Origin of the sequence: Kineococcus gurbantunggutensis (assembly GCF_050871925.1) — a bacterium.
Taxonomy (GTDB): domain Bacteria; phylum Actinomycetota; class Actinomycetes; order Actinomycetales; family Kineococcaceae; genus Kineococcus.
In genome coordinates this window covers 1-24439 of record NZ_JBJLSG010000075.1, presented here as the reverse complement: position 1 = coordinate 24439, position 24439 = coordinate 1, and the positions used below count along the sequence as shown (strand labels likewise).

Annotated in this window: 21 protein-coding genes, 1 tRNA gene and 1 pseudogene; 4 read left to right on the top strand and 19 right to left on the bottom strand. The window is 77.5% G+C overall.

What is annotated here, in order from left to right:
• The 11 genes and pseudogenes from ACRYR7_RS14650 to argS form a co-directional block, all read right to left on the bottom strand.
• A pseudogene (locus tag ACRYR7_RS14650) lies at positions 1–238 on the bottom strand (peptide chain release factor N(5)-glutamine methyltransferase); the annotation flags it as partial.
• Positions 239–268: 30 nt separating this feature from the next.
• Complete coding sequence (locus ACRYR7_RS14645; RefSeq protein WP_432572843.1) at positions 269–1480, bottom strand: serine hydrolase domain-containing protein; 1212 nt, start codon at positions 1478–1480, stop codon at positions 269–271.
• A gap of 5 nt (positions 1481–1485) precedes the next feature.
• The gene (locus ACRYR7_RS14640; protein ID WP_432572842.1) at positions 1486–1971 is read right to left on the bottom strand and encodes an ArsR/SmtB family transcription factor; all 486 of its coding nucleotides are present in this window, start codon (positions 1969–1971) and stop codon (positions 1486–1488) included.
• A gap of 67 nt (positions 1972–2038) precedes the next feature.
• Positions 2039–3109, bottom strand: coding sequence for a peptide chain release factor 1 (gene prfA, locus ACRYR7_RS14635; RefSeq protein ID WP_432572841.1), 1071 nt, complete (start codon positions 3107–3109; stop codon positions 2039–2041).
• Between the two features lie 103 nt (positions 3110–3212).
• Entirely contained in the window at positions 3213–3428 is a 216-nt protein-coding gene (gene rpmE / locus ACRYR7_RS14630) for a 50S ribosomal protein L31 (protein ID WP_432572840.1), read from the bottom strand.
• A 172-nt stretch (positions 3429–3600) separates the two neighbouring features.
• Positions 3601–5748 (bottom strand): transcription termination factor Rho, encoded by a 2148-nt coding sequence (gene rho, locus ACRYR7_RS14625; protein WP_432572839.1) that lies wholly within the window; start codon positions 5746–5748, stop codon positions 3601–3603.
• A 264-nt stretch (positions 5749–6012) separates the two neighbouring features.
• Positions 6013–7005, bottom strand: a complete 993-nt coding sequence (gene thrB / locus ACRYR7_RS14620; protein WP_432572838.1) for a homoserine kinase — start codon at positions 7003–7005, stop codon at positions 6013–6015.
• 13 nt (positions 7006–7018) lie between these two features.
• A complete protein-coding gene (gene thrC / locus ACRYR7_RS14615; protein WP_432572837.1) occupies positions 7019–8113 on the bottom strand; it encodes a threonine synthase in 1095 nt (364 codons plus the stop codon).
• Positions 8113–9441 (bottom strand): homoserine dehydrogenase, encoded by a 1329-nt coding sequence (locus ACRYR7_RS14610; protein WP_432572836.1) that lies wholly within the window; start codon positions 9439–9441, stop codon positions 8113–8115. The genes thrC and ACRYR7_RS14610 overlap by 1 nt, the downstream gene beginning before the upstream one ends.
• 94 nt (positions 9442–9535) lie before the next feature.
• Entirely contained in the window at positions 9536–10969 is a 1434-nt protein-coding gene (lysA, locus tag ACRYR7_RS14605; protein WP_432572835.1) for a diaminopimelate decarboxylase, read from the bottom strand.
• Positions 10969–12633 (bottom strand): arginine--tRNA ligase, encoded by a 1665-nt coding sequence (gene argS, locus ACRYR7_RS14600; protein ID WP_432572834.1) that lies wholly within the window; start codon positions 12631–12633, stop codon positions 10969–10971. Before argS ends, lysA begins: the two co-directional genes overlap by 1 nt.
• Positions 12634–12792: 159 nt before the next feature.
• On the opposite strand from argS, the gene ACRYR7_RS14595 reads away from it, so the two are divergent.
• Positions 12793–12864 (top strand) — tRNA-Arg (locus tag ACRYR7_RS14595).
• A 248-nt stretch (positions 12865–13112) separates the two neighbouring features.
• On the top strand, positions 13113–13532 hold the full coding sequence (locus ACRYR7_RS14590; protein WP_432572833.1) for a PPOX class F420-dependent oxidoreductase: 420 nt from the start codon (positions 13113–13115) through the stop codon (positions 13530–13532).
• A 21-nt stretch (positions 13533–13553) separates the two neighbouring features.
• On the opposite strand, the gene ACRYR7_RS14585 is transcribed toward ACRYR7_RS14590, so the two are convergent.
• The 7 genes from ACRYR7_RS14585 to ACRYR7_RS14555 form a co-directional block, all read right to left on the bottom strand.
• Positions 13554–14165, bottom strand: a complete 612-nt coding sequence (locus ACRYR7_RS14585) for a chorismate--pyruvate lyase family protein (RefSeq protein WP_432572832.1) — start codon at positions 14163–14165, stop codon at positions 13554–13556.
• Positions 14166–14324: 159 nt separating this feature from the next.
• Positions 14325–15074, bottom strand: coding sequence for a PIG-L family deacetylase (locus tag ACRYR7_RS14580; protein WP_432572831.1), 750 nt, complete (start codon positions 15072–15074; stop codon positions 14325–14327).
• Complete coding sequence (locus ACRYR7_RS14575) at positions 15071–16378, bottom strand: glycosyltransferase family 4 protein (RefSeq protein WP_432572830.1); 1308 nt, start codon at positions 16376–16378, stop codon at positions 15071–15073. The genes ACRYR7_RS14580 and ACRYR7_RS14575 overlap by 4 nt, the downstream gene beginning before the upstream one ends.
• Positions 16375–17952 carry a YcaO-like family protein gene (locus ACRYR7_RS14570; RefSeq protein WP_432572829.1) on the bottom strand — a complete coding sequence of 526 codons (1578 nt, stop codon included), beginning with the start codon at positions 17950–17952 and terminating at the stop codon, positions 16375–16377. Before ACRYR7_RS14570 ends, ACRYR7_RS14575 begins: the two co-directional genes overlap by 4 nt.
• The gene (locus ACRYR7_RS14565) at positions 17949–18881 is read right to left on the bottom strand and encodes an MBL fold metallo-hydrolase (protein WP_432572828.1); all 933 of its coding nucleotides are present in this window, start codon (positions 18879–18881) and stop codon (positions 17949–17951) included. The genes ACRYR7_RS14570 and ACRYR7_RS14565 overlap by 4 nt, the downstream gene beginning before the upstream one ends.
• On the bottom strand, positions 18878–19966 hold the full coding sequence (locus tag ACRYR7_RS14560; protein WP_432572827.1) for a Gfo/Idh/MocA family protein: 1089 nt from the start codon (positions 19964–19966) through the stop codon (positions 18878–18880). The genes ACRYR7_RS14565 and ACRYR7_RS14560 overlap by 4 nt, the downstream gene beginning before the upstream one ends.
• 43 nt (positions 19967–20009) lie before the next feature.
• Positions 20010–20954, bottom strand: a complete 945-nt coding sequence (locus tag ACRYR7_RS14555; protein ID WP_432572826.1) for an HD domain-containing protein — start codon at positions 20952–20954, stop codon at positions 20010–20012.
• 217 nt (positions 20955–21171) lie between these two features.
• Between ACRYR7_RS14555 and ACRYR7_RS14550 the strand changes: the two genes are divergently transcribed.
• Positions 21172–22116, top strand: coding sequence for a sugar phosphate isomerase/epimerase family protein (locus ACRYR7_RS14550; RefSeq protein ID WP_432572825.1), 945 nt, complete (start codon positions 21172–21174; stop codon positions 22114–22116).
• 40 nt (positions 22117–22156) lie between these two features.
• Here ACRYR7_RS14550 and ACRYR7_RS14545 read toward each other — a convergent pair whose 3' ends face one another.
• Complete coding sequence (locus ACRYR7_RS14545; protein ID WP_432572824.1) at positions 22157–23635, bottom strand: phytoene desaturase family protein; 1479 nt, start codon at positions 23633–23635, stop codon at positions 22157–22159.
• Between the two features lie 144 nt (positions 23636–23779).
• On the opposite strand from ACRYR7_RS14545, the gene ACRYR7_RS14540 reads away from it, so the two are divergent.
• Entirely contained in the window at positions 23780–24373 is a 594-nt protein-coding gene (locus ACRYR7_RS14540; RefSeq protein ID WP_432572823.1) for a SprT-like domain-containing protein, read from the top strand.
• Positions 24374–24439 lie beyond the last annotated feature (66 nt).

Below are 24439 nucleotides of genomic sequence, written 5' to 3'. Positions count from 1 at the left end.
GCTGGAGCGGCAGCGGCTGGGCGCGCAGCTCGCCCCCGGCGGCGAAGCGCCCGGCCGCGCCCTCCTCCACCGGCGAGCCGAGCGCGGCGAGCACGGCCAGGCGGGAGCGCTGCACGTCCAGGGCGTGCGCGAGCAGCACCTCGGCGTCCACGCGGGGGCTGGGCACCCCCGCGGCGGCGAGCCGGGCCGCCGCCCCCTCGAGGAGTCCCCGGACCGTCCGTCCCGCCGCCGCCAGCACGCCCGCGACCCTGCCACGCCGCCGCGGCGCTCAGGCGCCCGGGTCCGCCCCGAGCAGCAGGCGCAGGGCCACGGTCTGCGCGGCCGGCTGCGCGCCGGGCCCCGTCGGGGCGGTCACCGCCACCCAGCGCCCGGTGGCCGGCTCGCACCACACCGACGCCTGCGCCCCGTAGGTGGCGCCGTTGACGCCCACCACCGCGCGCCCGTCGAGGGTGGCGGTGAACCAGCCCCAGCCGGCGCGCATCCCCTCGGCCTCGACCCTCGGCTCCAGCGCCGCGGCGCCGGGCAGCCGGCCGGAGGCGGCGGCGGCCGCCAGCCGGCCGAGGTCCTCGGCCGTGGAGAACACGCCCGTGCCGGCCGGGGCGCTGCCGGTGGACAGCCACGGGCGGGTGCCGCGCCCGTCGGGGGCGACCTCGCGGGCGCGGCCGGCCGGCAGCGGGTCGGGCAGCGCGGCGGTGGCGCCCGCCCCCAGCGGCTCCAGCACGCGCTCGCGCAGCAGCCGCGGGTAGGGCACGCCGGCGCGCACCGCCAGGGCCTGCCCCAGCAGGGCGTGGCCGAGGTTGGAGTACGAGTACTCGCCGCGCGGCGTGCGCAGCGGGGTGCCGCCGGCGTCGGCGAGCAGGGACTCCGGGGTGTCCCACGCGTAGGGGTTGCCCAGGGTGCGGTCGGTGACCAGCGCGCGCAGCTGCGCGCGGGTGCTCAGGCGCGGCAGGCCGGAGGTGTGGGTGGCCAGCTCGGCCAGGGTGGTGCGGCCCAGCTCAGCGGGCAGGTCCCGGTCGGCGTGGACCTCGGCGAGGGTGGTGCTCGCGGTGACCTCGCCGCGGGCGACGGCCTCGGCGAGCAGCAGGCCGGTGAGCGCCTTGGCCACCGAGCCGACCTCCTGGGGGGTGCCCGCGGTCATCGCCCGCTCGCGGCCCGGGCGGGCGTCGGCGCGGCCGAGGGCGGCGCTGCGCCCGCCGGCGGCGTCGCCCTCGGCGACGGCCAGGCCCTGCACCGCCAGCCCGGCCGCCGCCGCGCGCGCCCGCCCGGCCAGGGCGGGGTCCCCGGTGGCGTCGGCGGACAGCTGCGGCGGGGCCGGCGGGGTCGCGCGCAGGACGGCGTGCGCGGCGGGCGCGGCGTGCGCGGCGGCCGCCGGGGCGGTGGACGCGCCGGCCAGGGCGAGGGCCAGGGCCAGCGCGGCGGCGCGCGCGCGGCGCCGGGAGCGGGGGCGGGTGGACGTGCGGGCGGGAGCGGTGGGGGTCACGGCGGTCACCTCAGTCCGGCGGCGGCGAGCAGGGTCAGCAGCGGGACCACGCGCACGGCGGGGACCTCGTAGACCCCCCGGCCGGACGTGGCGAGCCAGCCCTCGGCGACGAGCTGGCGCAGGTGGTGGTAGAGCTGCCCCGAGGTGCCCAGGCCCTCGGCCAGCTCGGGGACGGTGCGCCGCCCGTGCAGCACCTTGTGCACGAGCTGCAGGCGCACGGGGTGGGCCAGGGCGGACAGCGCGGCGACCGCGCCGGTGAGGTCGGCGTCGAGCATCGGCTCGACCTCCACGCCCTCCTGCCACTCGTAGCGCCGCCCGTCGGGCAGGGTGACGGCTCCGGCGAACAGGACCTGCGAGCGGCCCTCGGCGCGCTCCTTCAGGGCGCGCAGGGCCCAGAACTCCTCGCGCCGGTCGGGGTGCTCGGCGTCGGCGACGCGGGCCTCCAGGGCCGCGAGCCGCTTCTCGAGCAGTGCCCAGCGCTCCTCGTCCACCTCCCCGATCCTACGGATGGCCGTGGTTCGTGCAAGAGGATCGTAGGAGGCGGGGAGGTGCGACGGATCAGGCCGAGGTGGTGCCGGCGAGCTGAGCGGCCTCGTCGGCGTCCACGGCCGACTGGATCACCGGGTCCAGGTCACCGTCGAGGACGGCGTCGAGGTTGTACGCCTTGAAGCCCGTGCGGTGGTCGGCGATGCGGTTCTCGCCGAAGTTGTAGGTGCGGATGCGCTCGGAGCGGTCCACCGTGCGCACCTGCGAGCGCCGCGCGGCCGACGCCTCGGCGTCGGCGGCCTCCTGGGCGGCCGCGTGCAGGCGGGCGCGCAGGATGCGCAGGGCCTGCTCGCGGTTCTGCAGCTGCGACTTCTCGTTCTGGCAGCTCACCACGATGCCGGTGGGCAGGTGCGTGATGCGCACGGCGGAGTCGGTGGTGTTCACGCTCTGCCCGCCGGGCCCGGAGGAGCGGAAGACGTCCACGCGCAGGTCGCCCGGGTCGACCTGCACCTCGACCTCCTCGGCCTCGGGCACCACGAGCACCCCGACGGCGGAGGTGTGCACGCGCCCGGCGGACTCGGTGACGGGCACGCGCTGCACCCGGTGCACGCCGCCCTCGTACTTCAGCCGGCTCCACACGCCCTCGGCGGCCGCGCCGCGGGTCTTCACCGCCACCGAGACGTCCTTGTACCCGCCGAGGTCGCTGGGGGTGGAGCCGAGCAGCTCGGTCGTCCAGCCGCGGCGCTCGGCGTAGCGCAGGTACATCCGCAACAGGTCCCCGGCGAACAGGGCCGACTCCTCCCCGCCCTCCCCCGCCTTGACCTCGAGGATGACGTCGCGGGAGTCGTCCGGGTCGCGCGGCAGCAGCAGCCGGCGCAGCCTCTCGGCGGCCTCGTCGGCGGCCCGCTCCAGCGCGGGCAGCTCGGCGGCGAAGGAGGCGTCCTCGGCGGCCAGCTCGCGCGCGGCGCCGGCGTCGTCCACGGCGGCGCGCCAGGCGGCGTGGGCCTCGACGACCGCGCCCAGCTCGGCGTAGCGCCGGCCCAGCGAGCGGGCCAGGGCGGCGTCGGCGTGCACCGCGGGGTCGGCCAGCCGGTGCTCCAGCTGGGCGTGCTCGTCGAGCAGCGGCTGGGCGGACTCGAACACGGCGGGACCTTCCGGGGTGCGGGGCGGGACGGGGTGCGGGGCGGGAACGCGACAGCGCCGGTCCCCCGCCCGTGAGGGCGGTGGGACCGGCGCTGCGGGGGTGCTACTTGGCGGTCTTCTTGCCGTAGCGAGCCTGGAAGCGAGCCACCCGGCCGCCGGTGTCCAGGATCTTCTGCTTGCCCGTGTAGAACGGGTGGCAGGCGCTGCACACGTCGGCGCGGAGCTCGCCGTTCGTCGAGGTGCTGCGGGTGGTGAACGTGTTGCCGCAGGTGCAGGTCACCTGGGTGTCCACGTACTCCGGGTGGATACCGGCCTTCATGGTGTTCTCCTCATCGCGTCGAGCGGCACCGGGTCGCCCTCCCCCGCGGGGGTGGTGCTGGCGTGAGCCGGGGCCTGCGGTCGAACGAGTCTCCCACAGCGTGCTGGGCGATCCGCTCACCTGGTGGAACCGTCGGCCCGGCGCGGTGATTCCCGCGCCGGGCCGGTCGGGGTCAGTCGTCCGAGTCCTTGTTGACCAGGGGCGTGGACTTCTGCACCTGGACGAGGAACTCGAGGTTGCTGCGGGTCTTCTTGAGCCGGTCGAGCAGCAGCTCGATGGAGGCCTGCGCGTCCAGCGCGGTGACCACGCGGCGCAGCTTCCACACGGTCTGCAGCTCCTCGCGCGACATGAGGATCTCCTCGCGCCGCGTGCCGGAGGCCGGGACGTCCACGGCGGGGAAGATGCGCTTGTCGGCCAGCTGGCGCGACAGGCGGACCTCCATGTTGCCGGTGCCCTTGAACTCCTCGAAGATCACCTCGTCGGCCTTGGAGCCGGTCTCGACCAGCGCCGAGGCGAGGATGGTCAGCGAGCCGCCGTTCTCGACGTTGCGGGCCGCGCCGAAGAAGCGCTTGGGCGGGTACAGCGCCGAGGCGTCCACACCGCCGGACAGGATGCGGCCGCTGGCCGGCGCCGAGATGTTGTAGGCGCGCGACAGGCGGGTCAGCGAGTCCAGCAGCACGACGACGTCGTTGCCCAGCTCCACCAGGCGCTTGGCCCGCTCGATGGCGAGCTCGGCGACGGCGGTGTGGTCCGCGGCGGGACGGTCGAAGGTGGAGGCGATGACCTCACCCTTGATCGTGCGCTGCATGTCGGTGACCTCTTCGGGCCGCTCGTCGACGAGGACGACCATGAGGTGGCACTCGGGGTTGTTCGTCGTGATGGCGTTGGCGATGGCCTGCATGACCATCGTCTTGCCGGCCTTGGGCGGGGCCACGATCAGACCGCGCTGGCCCTTGCCCAGCGGGGACATCAGGTCGATGATCCGCGTGGTCAGGACGTTGGGCTCGGTCTCCAGGCGCAGCCGCTCCTGCGGGTACAGCGGCGTGAGCTTGGTGAAGTCCGGCCGGTTGCGGGCCTGCTCCGGCGGGGCGCCGTTGACGGTGTCCACGCGCACCAGGGCGTTGAACTTCGCGCGCTGGCCCTGCTGCTCGCCCTCGCGGGGCTGGCGCACCGCGCCGGTCACCGCGTCGCCGGGGCGCAGGTGGTTCTTCTTGACCTGGTTCAGCGAGACGTACACGTCGTTCGCGCCGGCCAGGTAGCCGGAGGTGCGGATGAACGCGTAGTTGTCCAGCACGTCGAGGATGCCGGCCACCGGCAGCAGGACGTCGTCCTCGCCGATCTCGGTGTCGACCTCGGGCGCGACGCCCTCGCGGCCGCCGCGGCGGCCCTTGCGGTCCCGGTAGCGGTTGCGGCGCCCGCGGCGCCCGCCGCGGTCGTCGTCGAAGTCGTCGGAGGGGCCGGTGGCCCCCACCGCGGCGGCGCGGGGCTCGCGCTCCTCGCCGCGGGCGCGGTCCGCGCGCTCGGCGCGGTCCGCGCGCTCACCGCGGTCGGGGCGCTCACCGCGGTCGGGGCGCTCGGCGCGGTCCGCGCGCTCGCCGCGGTCCTGGCGCTCGGCGCGCTCGGGCTGCTCGGCGCGGTCCTGCTCGCCCTCGGCCTCGCGGCGCGGCAGCGGCGGCAGCTCGACCTGCTGGTCGGGCTCGCGCACGCGGTCGCGGCGGGCGCGCTCGCGGCGGGAGAGGCGCTCGGGCCGCTCGGCGCGGGCGGTGAACTCCTCGAGCGTGGGCAGGCCCGGCGCGGCGTTCTCCTCGCCGCGCTCGCGGGCGCGCTCCTCGCCGCCGCGGTCCTGCGCCGGCACGGCGGGGACGTCGCTGCGCACCGGCAGCTCCACGGCGGGGGCCGGCGCACCGGCGGGGGCGCCGGCGCGGCGCGAGCGGCGCGAGGGGGCCTCGGCGGTCCCCTCGGGGGCGGGCGCGGCCTGCGGGCGCTCGGCGGTCGCGGTGCCCGCGGGGGCGGCGGCCTCGGCGGGCGCACCCACCGGGGCGAGCGGGGTCTGCACGGGCTGCGCGGGGGCGCTCGGCGCCGCGTCGGCGGCCGGGCGGGTCGAGCGCTGCGGCACGGCCGCCTGGTGCTCGCGGATGGCGGCGAGCAGGTCCACCTTGCGCATGCGGCCGGTGCCGCTGATGCCGAGCTCGGCGGCCAGGGCCTGCAGCTGGGGCAGGCGCAGCGCGGAGAGGCTGCCGGTGCGGCGGGGCGCGGGTGCGTCGGCGGCCCCGCCGGCCGTGGCGCCGTCGGTGGCGGCGATGTCGGTGGTGTCGGTCACGAAGGTCCTTCCCCCTCGTCCAGCGACTGGCCAGTCAGAGTGGGCACGGTCGCGATGACTGCCCGGAACGGGCAGGAACTTGGTCCCACGGACGCGCTGAAGAGCGCGAGGCGATCGTGGAGGTGCACCGTGCGGCGAGGAGAGCATGCGCAGAAGGTGAGCGCGACCCCGCCGGTGAGGTGCTGCCACGATCGTAACACCACGGTGCTCCGGAGCGTTCCAGCTCCCCCGAACGGCCCCGCGGTCCCCGCGGCGGGCGCGGGGTCAGGCGCCGGGGGTCCAGCTCACGCCGCGCTCGTCCACGGGCACGGCCAGCACCTGCCAGCCGCCGTGGGCCGCGGCGACCTCACCGACCTCGCCCGCGCGCGCGGCCGGCACCAGCACCAGCGCGCTCGGGCCGGCGCCGGAGACGACGGCGGCCAGGCCCCGCGCGCGCAGCAGCCGCAGCAGCGCCGCGGTGCGCGGCATGGCCGGGCCCCGCTGGTCCTGGTGCAGGCGGTCCACGGTGGCGTCCAGCAGCAGCTCCGGCGCGCTGGTCAGGGCGTGCACGAGCAGGCCCGCGCGGCCGGCCGTCAGCGCCGCGTCCGCGTGCGGCACCGCGGCGGGCAGCAGCGCCCGCGCGCGCGAGGTCGCCAGCTCCTCCTGCGGCACGCAGACCACGGCGCGCACGTCGGGGTGCACGGGCAGGCGCACCGAGCGCACCGCCTCCGGGCGGGTGGGGTCGTCCCCGCGGGTCCAGGCGATGGTGAAGCCGCCGAAGACGGCCGGGGCGGCGTTGTCCGGGTGCCCCTCGCGGCGGCTGGACTCCAGCAGCAGCCGCTCGCGCACCGCCTGCACCGGCTCCTCCGACAGGCCGGCGGCCTGCACGAGCCCCTGGGCCACGGCCAGGCCCGCCACGATCGCCGAGGCCGACGAGCCCAGACCGCGCCCCTGGGGGATCACGTTGCGGCACACCAGCTCCAGGCCCTCGACGGTGCACCCGGCGGCGGCCAGCGCCTCCAGCGCCACGCGCGCCACGAGGTGGCGGGCGTCGGTGGGCAGGCGGTCGGCGCCCTGGCCGTGCACGCGCACGCGCACCTCGCCGGGCACCACGCGCGCGCGCACCTCGTCGTGCAGGTCCAGCGCCAGGCCGAAGGCGTCGAAGCCCGGGCCGAGGTTGGCGCTGGTGGCCGGCACGCGCACGGTCGTGGCGGTGCCGGCGGGCAGCCGGGACGAGGGCGCCCGGGTGGCCGCGGGGGTGCCGGGGGCGGCGCTCACGTGCGGGCCCGCCTCAGACGTCGAGGTCCAGGGCCCGCGCGATGGTCACCGCGTCGGGCTGCACGCGCACGGGCTCCACGGCGCGCCGGGCCCCGTCGGCACCGGTGCCGCCGGCCAGCTCCAGCGCCCACTGCGGGTCCTTCAGGCCGTGGCCGGTGACCGTGACGACGATGGTCAGGCCCTCCTCGACCTCGCCGGCCTCGCACGCGGCGAGCAGGCCGGCGATGCCGGCGGCGGAGGCGGGCTCGACGAAGACGCCCTCCTTGGAAGACAGCCAGCGGTGCGCGGCGAGGATCTGCTCGTCGCTGACCGCGTCGATGCGCCCGCCGGAGTCGTCGCGGGCGGTGGTGGCCCCGTTCCAGGAGGCGGGGTGGCCGATGCGGATGGCGGTGGCGATCGTCTCCGGCTCGTCGACCGGGTGGCCCTGCACCAGGGGCGCGGCGCCGGCGGCCTGGAAGCCCCACATCCTGGGCCGCTTGGCGGCCACGCCGTCGGCGGCGTACTCGCAGTAGCCCTTCCAGTACGCGGTGATGTTGCCGGCGTTGCCGACGGGCAGCGCGTGGATGTCCGGGGCGTCGCCGAGGACGTCGACGACCTCGAAGGCGCCGGTCTTCTGCCCCTCGATGCGGTACGGGTTGACCGAGTTCACCAGCTCGACGGGGTACGCCTCGGCGAGCTTGCGGGCCTGGGTGAGGCAGTCGTCGAAGTTGCCGTCGACCTGCAGCAGCGTGGCGCCGTGGGCCACCGCCTGCGACAGCTTGCCCATGGCGATCTTGCCGTCCGGCACGAGCACCGCGCAGCGGATGCCCGCGGCGGTGGCGTAGGCGGCCGCGGAGGCGGAGGTGTTGCCGGTGGAGGCGCAGATCACCACCTCGGCGCCGTTCTCGGCGGCCTTGCTCATGGCCATCGTCATGCCGCGGTCCTTGAAGGACGCGGTGGGGTTGCAGCCCTCGACCTTGAGGTAGACGCGCCCGCGGGCGCGCTCGGACAGGTGCCGGGCGTGCACGAGCGGCGTGCCGCCCTCGCCCAGGGTCACCACGGGGGTGCGCTCGCTGACCGGCAGGCGGTCGCGGTACTCCTCGATCAGGCCCCGCCACACGTGCGCCATCAGGCGACGCCCCCCTTCGCCTCGACGCCCTCCACGCGCAGCACGCCCGCCACCGAGTCCACGATCTCCAGGTCCTCCAGCTCGTCCACCGTCGCCGCCAGCGCCGCGTCCGGCGCGCTGTGGGTCACCACGACGAGCACCGCGCGCCCGCCGCCGCCGGGCCCGGCCGGCTCCTGCCGCTGCTGCACGGCCTCGATCGAGACGCCGTGGGCGGCGAACACGCCCGCCACCTGGGCCAGCACGCCCGGCCTGTCCGCCACGTCCAGGCGCACGTGGTAGCGGGTGACGGTCTCGTCCATGGGCAGCACCGGCAGGTCGGCGTAGGCCGACTCCCCCGGCCCGCGGCCGCCGGAGCGGCGGTGGCGGGCCACGGCCACCACGTCGCCGAGCACGGCGCTGGCGGTGGGCTGCCCCCCGGCGCCGGGGCCGTAGAACATCAGCTGCCCGGCGGCCTCGGCCTCCACGAAGACGGCGTTGAACGCCCCGCGCACCCCGGCCAGCGGGTGCTCGCGCGGCAGCATCGCCGGGTGCACCCGCACCGAGACGGCGTCCTCGCCGGCGGGGCCGGTGCTGCGCTCGGCGATGGCCAGCAGCTTGACCACGCAGCCCTGCGCCTGCGCGGCGCGCACGTCGGCGGCGGAGACGCCGGTGATGCCCTCGCGGTGCACCTCGTCGAGCGCCACGCGGGTGTGGAAGGCCAGCGAGGCCAGGATCGCGGCCTTGGCGGCGGCGTCGAAGCCCTCCACGTCGGCGGTGGGGTCGGCCTCGGCGTAGCCCAGGGACTGGGCCTGCTCGACGGCCTCGGCGAAGCCCATCCCGGTGCTGTCCATCTGGTCCAGCACGTAGTTGGTGGTGCCGTTGACGATGCCCAGCACCCGGGTGACGCGGTCGCCGACGAGGGACTCGCGCAGCGGGCGCAGCAGCGGGATCGCCCCGGCCACGGAGGCCTCGTAGTACAGGTCCACGCCGTGCTTGGCGGCCGCCTCGTACAGGGCGGGGCCGTCCTCGGCCAGCAGCGCCTTGTTGGCCGTGACCACGGAGGCGCCGTGCTCGATGGCCCGCAGCATCAGCGAGCGGGCCGGCTCGATGCCGCCGATGACCTCCACCACGACGTCGGCGCGGGTGACGAGCTCCTCGGCGTCGGTGGTGAACAGCGAGGCGTCGACCGGCAGGCCGCGGTCGCGGCCCAGCCGGCGCACGGCGATGCCGGTCAGCTCCAGGGGCGCGCCCACGCGGGCGGCGAGCTCGTCGGCCTGCGTCGTCAGCAGCCGGGCCACCTCGGTGCCGACCACCCCGCACCCGAGCAACGCGACCTTCACCGGCTCCACCGCAGCTGTCCCTCCACCGTCCCGATCACCTCGGCCCCCGCGGGGCAGAGGACACCCTCTCAGACCGCGCGGCGCGCGTGCGCCGCGCGCCGCGTCAGCCCGCGTCCAGCGCCAGCAGGTCCTCCGGCGTCTCGCGGCGCACCAGGAGCCGGGAGGCGCCGTCGCGCACGGAGACCACGGCCGGGCGGGTGACCTGGTTGTAGTTGCTGGCCATGCTGCGCCCGTAGGCCCCGGTGCCGGGCACCGCGACCAGGTCGCCGGCGGCGGCGTCGGCGGGCAGGAACTCGTCCTTGACCACGACGTCGCCGCTCTCGCAGTGCTTGCCCACCACGCGCGAGAGCACGCCGGGCGCGCCCGAGGCGCGCGAGGCGAGGGTGGCGGAGTAGTCCGCGTCGTACAGCGCGGTGCGGATGTTGTCGCTCATGCCGCCGTCCACGGACACGTAGCGCCGCACCACGCCGGCGTCGAGCTGCACGTCCTTGGTGGTGCCGACCTCGTAGAGGGTGAAGGTGCTCGGCGCGGCGATGGCGCGGCCGGGCTCGACGGAGATGCGCGGCACCGCGATGCCCTGCACGAGGCACTCGCGCGCGACGATCTCGGCGAGCCGGCCGGCGATCTCGGTCGGCGCCAGGGGGGTGTGCTCGGAGGTGTAGGCCACCCCGAAGCCGCCGCCGAGGTCCATCTCCGGCAGCGCCACCCCGTGCTCGCGCTCGACGGCGCGGTGCAGGCCCAGCAGCCGGCGGGCGGAGACCTCGAAGCCGCCCATGTCGAAGATCTGCGAGCCGATGTGGCTGTGCAGGCCGGTCAGGCGCAGCTCGGGGCGGGCCAGGACCGCCGCCACGGCGGCCTCGGCGGCCCCCGAGGCCAGCGACAGGCCGAACTTCTGGTCCTCGTGGGCGGTGGCGATGTAGGAGTGCGTGTGCGCCTCCACCCCGACGGTCACGCGCAGCATCACGGGCGCGACCACGCCCAGGGAGCGCGCCACGTCGGCGACGGTGTCGACCTCCTGGAGGTTGTCCACCACGACGCGCCCGACGCCGGCGCGCAGCGCCTTCTCGATCTCCCCGCGCGACTTGTTGTTGCCGTGCACCACGATCCGCCCGCCCGGCACCCCGCCGCGCAGGCCGAGCTCGAGCTCGCCGGAGGAGGCGGCGTCCAGGCCCAGGCCGTCCTGCGCCAGCCAGCGCGCCACGCCCGTGGCGATGAACGCCTTGCACGCGTAGTAGACGTCCGCCCCGCCGCACAGGTCGGCGAAGGCGTCGGCGAAGGCGTCGCGGAACGCCGTGGCGCGCGAGCGGAAGTCCAGCTCGTCCACCACGTACAGCGGCGTGCCGTGCTCGGCGGCCAGGTCGAGCACGCTGACGCCGCCGACGCGCAGCGCCCCGTCGCCGCCGCGCTCGACGGTGCGCGCCCACAGCTGCGGCAGCAGCTCGTTGACGTCGCCCGGCGGGCGCAGCCACGCGGGCACGTAGGCGATGGAGGAGGAGCCCGGCGAGTGCAGCTGGCCGGCCTCGTGCGAGCGGGCCACTACATGCGCTCCGGGGCGCTGACGCCCAGCAGGGCCAGGCCGTTGGCCAGCACCTGGCGGGTGGCGTCGTTCACCCACAGGCGGGTGCGGTGCACGTCGGTGACCTCCTCGCCGGCGCGGGGGGTGACCCGGCAGGCGTCGTAGAACTTGTGGAACCGGCCCGCGAGCTCCTCGAGGTAGCGGGCCAGGCGGTGCGGCTCGCGCAGCTCGCCGGCGCGGGCGACGACGGAGGGGAACTCCGCCAGGGCAGCCAGCAGCAGCGACTCGGTCTCGTCGGTGAGCAGCGCGGGGTCGAAGGCGTCCTCGCGGCGCACCCCGGCGCCCGCGGCGTTCACGGCGACGTTGGCGGTGCGGGCGTGCGCGTACTGCACGTAGTAGACGGGGTTGTCGTTGCTGCGCTTGACGAGCAGGTCCAGGTCGATGTCGATGGAGGTGTCCACCGAGGAGCGCACCAGGGAGTAGCGGGCGGCGTCGACGCCGACCTGCTCGACGAGGTCCTCCAGCGTGACGACGGTGCCGGCGCGCTTGCTCATCCGCACCGGCTTGCCGTCGCGCACCAGGTTCACCATCTGCCCGATGAGGATCTCGAGGTTGCGGCCGGGCTCGTCGCCGAACGCCGCGCACATCGCCATCATCCGACCGACGTAGCCGTGGTGGTCGGCGCCGAGCATGAGCACGCAGCGGTCGAAGCCGCGCTCGCGCTTGTCGAGGTAGTACGCCAGGTCCCCGGAGATGTACGCCGGCTGCCCGTCGCTCTTGACGACGACGCGGTCCTTGTCGTCGCCGAAGTCGCTGGTGCGCAGCCAGGTCGCGCCGTCGGCCTCGTAGATCCGGCCCAGCTCGCGCAGGCGCGCCACCGCCCGGTCCACCGCGCCGGAGGCGTGCAGGGAGTCCTCGTGGAAGTAGACGTCGAACTCGACGCCGAAGTCGGCCAGCGACTTCTTGATCTCCGTGAACATCAGCTCGACGCCCTCGCGGCGGAACGCCTCCTGCTGCTGCTCGCGCGGCTGCTCCAGCAGGCCCGGCACGCGGGCGAGGACCTGCTGGGCGATCTCGCCGACGTAGGCGCCGCCGTAGCCGTCCTCGGGGGTGGGCTCGCCGTGCGCGGCGGCCAGCAGCGAGCGCGCGAAGCGGTCGATCTGCGCGCCGTGGTCGTTGAAGTAGTACTCGCGGGTGACCTGCGCACCGGCGGCGGTGAGGATGCGCGCCAGGGAGTCGCCCACGGCCGCCCAGCGGGTGCCGCCGAGGTGGATGGGGCCGGTGGGGTTGGCGGAGACGAACTCCAGGTTCACCCTCTCGCCGGTGGGCTGCGCGGCGGTGCCGTAGGCGGTGCCGGCCTCGACGACCGCGCGGGCCAGCTCGCCGGCGGCGGCGGCGTCCAGGGTGACGTTGAGGAAGCCCGGGCCGGCGATGTCGACGGCCTTGACGCCGGGCACCCGCAGCAGCCGCTCCTGCACGAGGGCGGCGACCTCGCGCGGCGCGCGCCCGGCCCGCTTGGCCAGTTGCAGGGCGACGCTGGTCGCCCAGTCGCCGTGGTCGCGGTTCTTGGGGCGCTCCACGCGGACCTCGGCCGGCACGTCGGCGGGGTCGAGGGACAGCTCGCCGGCCTGCACGGCCGACATCAGAGCGTCCCGCAGGGCGGTGGAGAGCTCGGCGGGGGTCACGGGCGTCAAGCCTACCCGTGCGCACCGCCCCCCTCGGGCCGCCGCCGGGGCCCCCGCCGGGGCCCCCGCACCGCCCCCGGCGCGGGCGCCCCCGGGCGGGCGGTGCCGCCCCGGTGGTCGGCCGCGACCGCGGACGCTGGTACGGTTGCTCCTGCTCGAGCCCCCGTAGCTCAGCGGATAGAGCATCGGCCTCCGGAGCCGTGTGCGCAGGTTCGAGTCCTGCCGGGGGCACCTCTCCTCCCCACCGCGGCGCCGTGCAGCGACCGGCCCGCCCCTCCCCCGCACCGCCGGGGCTCCTCCGCGCCCCGCCCGGACCCCGCCGCGCCGCGCCGCCCGGGTCGTGCGGGGGCAGCTCGGCAGGCTCCTGACGAGCCCGCGCGCCGGGGGCGCCCGCCGGTGCCCGCGTCGCGCAGGATCGGCCGGTACGCACCGCACCGGCGCCGCGGGCAGTCCGCGCGCCGCCCACGAGAGGCCCGCCGATGACCACGCCCACGACCGAGCAGCAGCGCTTCGAGGCCCTCGGGGACGAGTCCTTCGTCTCCCTGACCACCTACCGCCGCTCCGGCGAGCCGGTGGCCACCGCCGTGTGGGTCGCCCGCGACGGCGACGCCCTCGTCGTGGTCACCCCGGCGCACAGCGCCAAGGTCAAGCGCGTGCGCAACGACCCGCGCGTGGAGCTGGTGCCCTGCAACCGCTCCGGGAAGGTGCGCGCGGGCGCCGAGCCCGTCGCCGGCAGCGCCGAGGTGCTCACCGGCCCCGACGCGGCGCGCGGCGCGGAGCTGGTGCGGCGGCAGTACCGCTTCGAGCACCGGGTGGTGCGCCTGGTCGAGCGGGTGGTGCGCCGCCGCGAGGTCGAGCGCGTGGTGCTGCGGATCGTGCCGCGCGGCGCGCTGGGCTGACGCGGCGCCCGCGCGGGCCGCTCAGGCGGGGCCGGTGGCGGCCCGGGCGGCCCCGCGGCGCGCCTGCGCCGGCAGGCCGACGGGCAGGAAGCGGCACGTGGCCTCGAAGTGCTCGGTGATGAGCAGCACCGGCACCCCGCCGGCCGAGACGGTGTAGGTGCGCCGGCAGGTGCCCTCGGCCTCGGCGACCTGGACGTCGACGACCTCGCGGTAGGTCTCCAGCCGGTGCGCGCGCAGCAGCCGGCCGATCGTCTCGGCGCCGCGGGCGAGGTCCTCGCGGAAGGCGGGCGGCAGCGCGGCGGTGGACACCACGGTCTCCGCGCGCACGTAGCGGGTGCCGGTGCGCTCGCCGACGAGCTGCACCGTGCGCAGCTCGACGGGCGCCCCCACCGGCAGGCGCAGGTGCCCGGCGGCGGGCGCGGCGACCGCCAGCAGGTGCTGCTCGGTGCCGCCCAGCACGATCCGCTCGCCGACGGCGTGGGCCAGGATCGCCGTCACCGTGCCGTCCGTGGTCATCACCATGCGGCCCGCGGGGGTCAGCGCGGCCAGCTCGTCGCCGGGCAGCTCCGAGTGCCGCTCCGGGTGGGGCCGCACCGGGTGCGCTGCCGCCGCGTTCGCCACGGTCTGGTCCATCCGGCCCGTCCTCTCCGCGGTCCGCCGCGGTGGGCGGCGGTCGTGCCGCCAGTCTGGGCGGCGGCGCCCGCCGGCGGGGGCTTCCCGGCAGGACCCCGCCGCGAGACGTCCGGGTCCCGCCACGGCCCACCGCGCCGGCGGGCCGCGGTGGGCCGGCCCTCAGCCCGCCGGCGCGGCGACCGGCAGCGGCGGGTCGAACGTCTCGGGCAGGGAGCGCAGCGCCCGGGCCATGGCCGCCTCGCCGTCGAACTGGAAGCCGAGCTGGGTGGCGTACGCCGCGCACGCGGCGACCTTGGCCTCCAGCTCCCCCTCCCAGGGCGTGCGCGGCGCGCCGGCGGGGGCGTCCGCGCCGGGGCGCAGCACGTACGGGGTGTCGGCCCAGCGCGCCAGCGGCAGGCGCCGCCGGTGCGCGAGCGCGTCGACGGCGGTGCGCACGTGGCGGTGGTCGACGTGGTCGCCCAGGGCCTGCGGGCCCAGCAGCAGGTCCACGCCGCCGCCGAGGTCGTCCAGGACGTCCTCGAGGGCGGCCTCGACGGCGCGCGGGGCGCCCTCGTCGCCGGGCGCGACGGGCCCGAAGAGCGCCGCGGCGCTGGTGTACCCGCGGTGCGGGGCCTCCAGCAGCGGCAGGTGCCGCCCGCGCACGCCCAGGGCGGCCGTCGCGGCCTCGTCCTCGGCGCGGCGCAGCGCCATGTAGTCCACCTCCGGCGCCAGGCCCTTGTCGGTCTGGCAGGCCAGCGCGAACCCGGTGGGCCGGGCCACGCTGCCGGTGTAGACGGTCACCACCAGCACGTCCGCGCCCGCCGCGGCCAGCCCGGCCAGCAGCCCGCCGGCGGAGAACGCGGCGTCGTCCAGGTGCGGGGAGACCGCCAGCACCCGCGCCGCCCGCGGCGGCGCGCCCGCCGCGCTCACAGCAGGTGCGGGGCGCTCAGGAACCGGCACCCGCCGGCCGGTTCCGCGGGCTCGACGCCGCGGCCGGCGCTGGTGTGCCGCCGCCCGGGCGGCAGCGCGGTCCACGAGGTGTCCGGGGCGGTGCCGGCCAGGCCGTCGTAGACGGCCTCGATGCGCCCGGTCAGCGCCGGCCAGGACCACACCGAGCGCACCTCCGACAGCGCCTGCTGCGCCAGCTTCGGCCCCAGGGCGGGGTCGTCGAGCAGCCGCTCCAGCGCGGCGGTCAGGCCGGCGACGTCGCCGACGTCGTGCAGCAGGCCGTTCTCGCCGTCGCGCACGCAGTCCACGACCCCGACGGTGCGGGTGGTCACCACCGGCAGCCCGGCGGCCATGGCCTCCAGGATCGTGTTGGAGAACCCCTCCGACTGCGTCGGCGAGACGAACACGTCGCCCTCGCGGTACACCGCGGGCGCGCCGTCGTAGGGCACGTAGCCGCGCTGCTCGACCGCCGCGCCCAGGCCCAGCTCGGCCACGAGGTCGGCCACGGCGGTGACGTCGGGGCCGATGCCCGAGACGAGCAGGCGCACGTCGCGGCCGCGCGCGCGCAGCGCGGCCAGGGCGTGCAGCAGGTCCAGCACGCCCTTGCGGCGGTCCACCCGGCCGTGGAAGAGCAGCGTGACGGGCCGGTCGGCGGGCAGGACGCCGACGGCGGCGTCGTCGGCCGGGGTGAACGCGGCGGTGTCGGTGGCCCCGCCGACGAGGGTGAAGCGCTCCGGGTCGGTGCCGTGGTGCTCCACGACCTCGTCGGCGAAGGTGCGCGAGCCGATGAGCACGGCCCCGGCGCGGTCCAGCACGGTGCGGATGCCGGCGGAGTGCTCCGGGCAGCACAGGCCCACCCAGTGCCCGTCCCCGCCCTGCACGCTGACCACCGAGGGCAGCCCGAGCAGGGCGGAGGCCTGCAGCACGGCCTCGCCGGTGGGCCAGGCGTACTGCGCGTGCAGCAGGTCGAAGGGCTGCTCCTCGTGCAGGCGCAGGACGGTGTCGCGCATCGCGGCGACGTCGGCGGCGAAGTCGGCGGGCAGGCCCTGGGCGACGCGCTGCTCGCCCAGCGCCTCCAGCCCGACCGCGCGCACCCCGGCGGGCACGCGGTCCGCGGGCGGCGGGCCGCCGCCGTAGACGGCGCTGCCGGCCGGGTCGCCGCGGAACTGCGAGACGAGGACGACCTCGTGCCCGCGGGCGGTCAGCTCGCCCAGGAGCTTCTCGGCGTACACGCTCATCCCGGACACCGCCGGCCAGTAGCGGCGGCTGACGAAGCAGACCCTCACGCCCCCCACCCCCGCTCGCGGGCGACGGCGGCGGCGTGCAGGGCCGGTTCGCGGTACAGCGGGTACAGCTCGCCCAGCACGCGGTCGGTCGCGGCGCGGTCCAGCCAGGCCGGCCCGCCCAGGCGCTCGCGGGCGGCGGCGGTCAGGTGCACGGGCGCGGCGGTGGCGGGCACGCCGGCCTCGCCGGGCGCGCCCAGGCCGACGATGCCGTGCAGGCCGGTGCGCCCGTCGCCGCGGGCCAGCAGGTCGGCCACGCCGCGCTCGCCGATGCGCCCGTAGCTGACGATCTCGACCTCCAGGCCGGGCACGACCACGCGGGCCACGGACACCCCCGATCCGGGCTTCGAGCAGTCCAGGACGAGGACGTCGAAGCCCCGCTCGCGCAGCAGGCCCACCAGGTGCGCGGCCAGCGCCTCCTGCTCGTCGGCGCCGGGGGGCGCGGACCAGGTGGGCAGGGAGTCGAACCGCACGCGGGTGCGCTCGGCGAGCACCACCGGCTCCAGCAGGGCGCGCAGCCCGGCGGCGTCCATGCCCAGCCAGCGCAGCATCCCGCGCAGCGCCCGCTCCTCCTGGGTGGCCGGGTCGGCGGCGTAGCGCTCCAGGTAGCCCGGCGGGCTGATGGCCGCCACCGCCTCCAGGGAGCCGTGGGTGAAGGCCTTGCGCGAGCGGGCGGCGGCGAACTCCAGCACCGCCTTGCGCAGCGCGACCTCGCGGTCGGGGTGCGCGGCCTCGCCGGCGGCGGTGACCATGACCGGCTGCAGCGGGTCGTCGTCGGCGCCGACGACGGTGACGTTGACGACCCCCCACCAGTCGTTGGCCAGCTTGGGCACGACCGTCACGCCCTGGGCGCGCAGCGCCGCCAGCGCCCGGCGGGTGGCGGGGTCGCGCACCTGCTCGTCGTCCGGGCCGAGGTCGAGCACGACGCCGGTGTCCATGGCGCGGAAGCGGGTGCCGTTGCCGTCGCGCTGCAGCAGCTCGCCGATGCCGTGGGCGACGGCGCGGTGCAGGGAGTCCCCGGCGCCCAGGCCGTTGCCGTGCCGGGTCACCAGCCGGGGAAGGTCGTCGACCATGCCCGGCGGCAGCTCGTCGGCGTCGCGCAGGACGACGTCGGCGGGGGCCCACACCCGCTCGCCGGTGCCGAAGCGCTGCAGCGGCAGCCAGTTCAGCACGGCGCCGGGCGAGTAGGGGGCCCCGGCGTCCAGGCACAGCGCCGGCGGGTCGAGCACGGCGTCGGCGCCGAACTCGTCCACCAGCTCGCGCAGGGTGCCGCGGCGGTGCTCCAGGGTCGCCACCCGCTCGCGCAGCAGGCCCAGCTCGGCGGACTCGCCCCAGCTGGAGCGGCGCGCGTCGGCGTCGGTGGCGCCGTAGCCGTGCCCGATGGCCGCCGAGGCGCTGGGCCCGGCGGCCGCGATGGTCCACCACGAGGGCAACCCGACGGTGTCCAGGCGGTAGGTGGGGAACTCGTAGCGGTCCCGCTCGCCGAGCACGGCGCGGAACCGGGTGGTGGCCGCGTGCTCGGCGTCGGCGTCGACGGGGTGGTCGACGACGAGCGGGCGGGAGGTGGGGGCGCTCACGCGAACACCGCCCCGGGGACCAGGACGTCCATGGGCACCGGCGAGGCCGAGGGCGGGTTGGCCAGCATGTGGTCCACCAGGGCCAGCACGTGCGCGGTGGTCACCCCGGTGGCGAACTCGAACGGGCTGAACACCGTCTCGAACTGCAGCGCGCCGACGGTCTCGCGCATGCGCCGCAGCTCCGCGCGCGAGAGCGGGATCTGCGCGTGGAACGCCTTGTGGGCGCTCAGGGCGGCGGCGCTGCCGTCGGGGTTCAGGTCGATCTTCAGCGAGTCGCCGCAGAACAGCAGGCCGCGGCCGGCGTCGTGCAGGACGCTGTGGCCGGGGAAGTGCCCGCCCGTGCGGTGCATCGAGATGCCGGGGGCGAGCTCCAGGACGTCGTCGGCGGGCCAGGTGACGCGGAACGCCTTGGTCCACACCAGGTCGTCGACGCCGACGGCCAGGACCGGCGGGTCCAGCTCGTCCTGCAGCTGCCACAGGCCGCCGAAGCCGTGCACGTGGCTGGAGGCCAGCACCCGCAGCCCGCCGCGCCGGCGCAGCTCCGCCAGCGCCGCGGCGCTGTACCAGGGGGCGGCCTCGAAACCCAGCAGGCCGTCGTCGGTGTCCAGCACCCAGCCGTGCGAGCCCAGGCCGACGACGGGGTCGCACCAGAACTCGGTGACCCCGGGCACCGCCTGGCGCCACGACGTCTCCACGAGGGCGTCGACCTCCCGCTCGGTGCGGAACGCGAAACCCTCCTCGGGCAGCTCGTTGCGCACGTCCGCGCACACCGGGCACTGCGGCGGCGGGGTGTGCGCGAACCAGCGCTGCCAGTGCCCGCAGTTCGTGCAGGAGTAGGCGCGGTGGCTGCGGTGCGCCCGGGTGGGCAGCGGGGCCAGCTCGCCCGCGCGCACGCCGCGCAGCTCGTGGGAGTCGTTGGGTCCGGTCATGCTCGGGCCTCCTGCGCGGTCAGGGCGGGGTCGGGGCGGGTGCCGGGGACCCCGGCGCCGAGGGCGGCGTGCAGCAGGTGCAGCAGCCGCAGGTCGCGCGCCAGCGGGAACGGCCAGCGCGCGGGGTCCGCCAGCGCCTCCTCCACCGCGCGCACCTGCGCGGCGAACGGCGAGGTGGCGGTGTCGAAACCCACCGGCGAGGACTCCCCCGTGGCGGCGTCGATCAGCTCCAGCGTGCCGCCGGCGGTCTGGCCCATGGTGTTCTGCGCGACGAGCTGGCCGCGGGTGCCGACGACCTCCAGCCGGCGGCGCGGCAGGGTCTCGACGGTGTTGAAGGAGTTCGCGATGGAGACCAGCACCCCGGAGGGCGTGCTGCCGACGAGCACGGAGCCGTCGTCGACGGCGTAGTCGTGCACGCGGCGCTGCAGGTGCGTGGTGGCGACCTCGACGTCCTCGCCGAGCAGGGCGCCGACCAGGTCCAGGCCGTGCGGGGCCAGGTCCACGTAGGCGCCGCCGCCGGCGCGCACCGGGTCCACCCGCCAGTTGTCGCCGGTGGTGCTGCCCGGCGGCGCCCAGCCCGGCGGCAGCCAGCAGCCGTACACGATCCGCACGCTCGTCACGGTGCCCAGCGCGCCCTCGGCCAGCAGTTCGGCGGTGCGCCGGTGGGCGGGGTGGAACCGCTGGTCGAACGCGGTGGCCGCGAGCACGCCGGCCTCCTCGCAGGCCTGCACGAGCGCGGCGGCGTCGTCGAGGGTGGCCGCCAGCGGCTTCTCGCACAGCACGGCCAGCCCGGCGGCGGCGGCCGCGGCGGCGACCTCGCGGTGCGCGTGGTTCGGGGTCGCGACGTAGGCCGCGCGCGCCCCCGGTTCGCGGAACGCGGTGGCGAGGTCGTCGTGGGCGACGGCGCCGGGGAACCGCTGCGCCAGGGCGCGCGCGGCGCCGAGGTCGCGGTCGACCACGGCGACGACGCGGCTGGTGGGCGAGGCGGCCAGGGCGGGCGCCATGTGGTCGCGCGCCACCCAGCCGGCACCGGCGATCACCCACCCGGTGGTGGCGTCGTCGGCGGGGTCGCGGGGATCGGTCACGGTTCTCCGTCTGCTCGAAGAGGGGCGGTGGGCTGGGGTGCGCTCAGCGCACGGGGATGCCGGCCTCGGCCAGCACGCGCAGCTGGAACTGCTGCACCGCACCGGGGTGCACGATGTCCAGGTCGTCCAGGGCCTGCCCGGCGGTGAAACCCGCGGCCCGGGCGTGGTGGTGCACCTGCAGCACGCGGTCCAGCACGTCGGCGGTGTTGAACACCCGCCCGACGGGGTTGTCGGCCAGTTCCCGCTGCGGCAGCAGCTCGCGCAGCCGCTGCGCCACCGCGGCGGGCAGCTGCGCCAGGGAGCGCTCCTCCAGCGCGGCCAGGACGGGAAGGTAGTGCTCGCCGAGCAGCACCTCGCCGCCGAAGCCGGCGTCGGGCAGGTCGCCGTTGGGCAGGTGGTGGGCCAGCGCGACGAGGAACGCCTCGCCGCGGGCCACGCCGTGCCGGGGCGCGACCAGGGCGGAGTAGACGGCCGTGGTGAAGCAGTGGTCGCCGTGGCTCTCGGGCGGCTCGACGACGATGCGCGGGCGCACCGGGTGGGTGGCCCCGGCGCGCGGCTGGTGCACCAGGGCGCGCACGAAACCCGGTTCGGCCGGCAGCAGGTCCTCGTCCAGCGGGTCGGGGTCCAGGGCCGCGCGCAGGTCGTCCACGTCGCCCAGCCCGCCGTCGGCGGTGGAGGTCACCGCGTCGAACGCGCGGCGCAGCACGTCCAGGCGCTCCGCGCGCGACAGGCCCGCCAGCGCCAGCACGCCGGCGTCCACGCCGGCCAAGCGCGCGGCCGCCAGGGCGTGCGCGGTCTCGCGCAGGGCCAGGCGCTGCACCGCGGCCGGGGAGGGGTCGGCGAGCAGGGTGCGCCAGGAGCGCACGAACGCGCGGTCGGCCAGGGAACCCGGGCCGCGGGCGTCGCGCAGACGTTTGAGGTCGCCCAGTTCGCGGTACACCTGCAGCGAGGAGGGCGGGACGACGGGGGCCTGGGCGGTTCCGGTCACGGTCGACCTCCACGGGCGGCGCGCGTCGGTGGGAGCAGCACGCCGCCACCCTGCCCGCCCCCGCCGGGCCGCGCACCCCGAACGCGCCGTGATCACCGTCACCCGGCGCCGGTGCGCGCGGGCGCACCCCCGGGGCGCGCGCAGCGCGGGTTGCTGACACCCTGCGAGAGGTCCTTCCCGACCCCGCGCCTGTCCCACGACCACGAGGAGTCCCCAGGTGCATTCCACCCGCAACACCCGCGCGTCGAACTCCCGGCTCGCCTACAACGCCAACGGCCTGCGCTCGGTCCCGCTGGACGACGCCGTCCGCGTCCTGGCCGACGCCGGCTACGACGGCATCGAGCTCTCGCTGAACGGCCAGCACGTCGACCCGTGGGCCTTCTCCGCGGCCGACGCCGACCGGCTGCACCGGGTTCTAGAAGAAACCGGCCTGGTGGCGTGCAGCCTCGCCACCGGCGACCCGCACCTGCTCAGCGAACTGCCCTTCGAACCCGCCCTGGTGGACCCCGACCCCGCCGAGCGCGAGCGCCGGCTGGACCTGCTGCGCCGCGGCGTGCGCATCGGCGTGCGCGTCGGCGTGCCGCTGGTGGTGTTCTCCACCGGCAGCCGGCACCCCGCCGTCGACGCGGCCGACGCCGACCGCTGGCTGGACGAGGGCGTGGCGCGGCTGCTCGACACCCTGCACGACGAGCTGGACGCGCAGGGCCTGCCGCGCGGCAGCACGGTGCTGGGCATCGAGCCCGAACCCGGGTTCCACTGCCAGACGAACGCCGAGGTCGCCGCCGTCATCGCCCGCACCGGCAGCGAGGACCTCTGGCTCAGCCAGGACCTCGGCCACACCGTCGTGGTCGAGGACGACCCGATCGGCTCGCTGTCGCGGCACCTGCCGATCACCCGCCACCTGCAGGTGGAGGACATCGCCGGCCGCGTCCACGCGCACCTGGTGCCCGGCGACGGCGACGTCGACTTCGCCGCCGTGGGCCGCGCCCTGGGCACCGACGGCCTCGACGGCTGGATCAGCGTGGAGCTGTACGACCACGACCCGGTGCACCGCGAGGCCGCCCGCCGCAGCCGCGAGCACCTGCAGCGGTTCCTGCCCCGCCTCTCCGGCGCGGTGGACCTGACCGGCGCCGGGCAGCGGGCGCACGCCGCCGGCTCCTGAGCCCGGCGCGCTCCCCCGGCGGCGCCGGCGGGGGCGCGGCTCAGCGCGTCGGCGCGGACAGCCCGTCCGCGCCGACGCGCACGCCGAACACCTGCCGCAGCGCGCGCCGCGCGGCGTGCACCCCGGCCATGCCGTGCACGCCCGAGGAGGGCGCCGTCGCCGAGGAGCACAGGTAGGTCGGCACCGGCAGCGGGACCCGGTAGGGGTCCCAGCGCGGCACCGGCCGGAACAGCAGCTGCCACGGCGTCACCGCCCCGCCGGAGATGTCGCCGAGCACGAGGTTGGGGTTCTGCTCCTCCAGCTGCACCGCGGTGACCGTGCGCCGGGCGAGCACCCGGTCGCCGAAGCCGGGCGCGAACCGCTCCAGCTGCGCCTGCACGGCATCGCCGACGTCCACGGTGGAGCCCAGCGGCACGTGCGCGTACGTCCACAGCACCTGCCGCCCGCCCGGGGCGCGGCCGGGGTCCAGCACGGAGGGCTGCGAGAGCAGCACGTAGGGCCGCGCCGCGTGCCGGCCGGCCGCCACGGCCCGCTCGGCGGCGACGACCTCGGCGCGGGTGCCGCCCACGTGCACCGTCCCGGCGCGCTCCAGGCCGGGGGCCGCCCACGGCACCGGGCCGTCCAGGGCGAAGTGCACCGGCGCGGCGGCGGCGCGGTGCCGCCAGCGGCGCAGCTGCGCCGCGTACCGCGGCGGCAGCCGGTCCCCGGCCAGGCGCAGCAGCCCGCGCGGGACCACGTCCAGCAGCACCGCGCGCGCGGGCGGCAGCTCGCGCAGGTCGGCGACCTCCACGCCGGTGCGCACGGTGCCGCCCAGCCGGCGCACCTCGGCGGCCAGGGCGTCGGAGATGGACTGCGAGCCGCCGCGGGGCACCGGCCAGCCCACCGCGTGCGCCAGGGCGGCCAGCATCAGCCCCGCCCCGGCCGGGCCCAGCGCGCGCGGCGGGGCCACGGCGTGCGCGGCCACCCCCGTCAGCAGGGCGGGGGCGGCCTCGGCGCGGAAGCGCGCGCCCCAGGCCGGGCCGCCCTGCTCCAGCACGGAGGTGCCCAGGCGCACGGCCGCGGCCAGCGCCGCCGGGGTCGGCGGGGCGCTGCGCAGGTCCCCCAGGGCCAGGGCGACGACCTCGCGCCAGCGCCGCACCAGTGGGCCGAGCAGGGCCCGCCAGGCCGCCCCGTCGGCGCCGAGGCCGTCGGCGGTGGCGTCCAGGTCGCGCAGCGCCAGGGCCGCGCGGCCGCCGTCGAGGGGCTGGGCGTACTGCACCTCGGGCTGCAGCAGCTCCACCCCGTGCGCGGGCAGGTCGAAGGCGCGGAAGAACGGCGAGGCCAGCGCCATGGGGTGCACCGCGGAGCCCAGGTCGTGCAGGAAGCCGGGCAGCGTCAGCTCGGCGGTGCGCGCCCCGCCGCCGACGGCGGCGTTGCGCTCCAGGACCTCCACCCGCAGCCCGGCCCGGGCCAGCACGACGGCGGCGGCCAGCCCGTTGGGCCCGGCCCCGACCACGACGGCGTCCACGACTGCGCTCACGCCCCGACCCTGGCACGCCGCCGCCCGCCGCGCCCTCCCCGGTCCCCTCCGGGGGTCGCTGGCCGTCGGGCCCCCGCCGGTGCGCGACCGCCGCAGGCGGGGAGGGAGGGGTGGCGGGTCGGGGCGGGCGGGCAGGATGGCGGGGTGGACGTGCGCGAGGCGGTGGCGATGGCCGAGGACCTGCTGGCCGAGCACGGCCTGGCGGGGTGGACGGTCGTGGTGGACCGGGCGCGCACGCGGGCCGGGGTGTGCCGGGAGGACCGCCGCCAGATCGGGCTCAGCGGGCCGCTGACCGCGCTGCACGCACCGGAGGAGGTGCGCGACACCGTCCTGCACGAGATCGCCCACGCCCTGGTCGGCACCCGCCACGGGCACGACGACGTGTGGCGCGCGACGGCGCGGCGCCTCGGCTGCACGGGCGCCCGCACGACCTCCGCGCCGCGCCCGGCGGGCCGCTGGCGCGGGGTGTGCCCGGCCGGCCACGCCGTGACGCGGCACCGGCGCCCGGCGCGGCCGGTGGCGTGCGGGGCCTGCGGCAGCGGCTTCTCCCTCGAGCACCTGCTGACCTGGTCCCTGGACGGGCGGGAGGTGCCGCCGACGGGGATGGGCGAGCGGTACCGGGCGGACCTGCGCGCGCTGCTCGCCGACCCGCCGGCAGCACCGGGGCGGGCGGGGGCCCCGGCCCCCCCCCTTCAGCCGGTGGGCACCGCCGTGCGGCTTCTTGGCACGGGCCGCTAAGCCGGGCTGACCGGGGGGGTGCTGCGCCGGGCCCGCACTCCCTACCAAGTAAGCACGCCCCTTGGG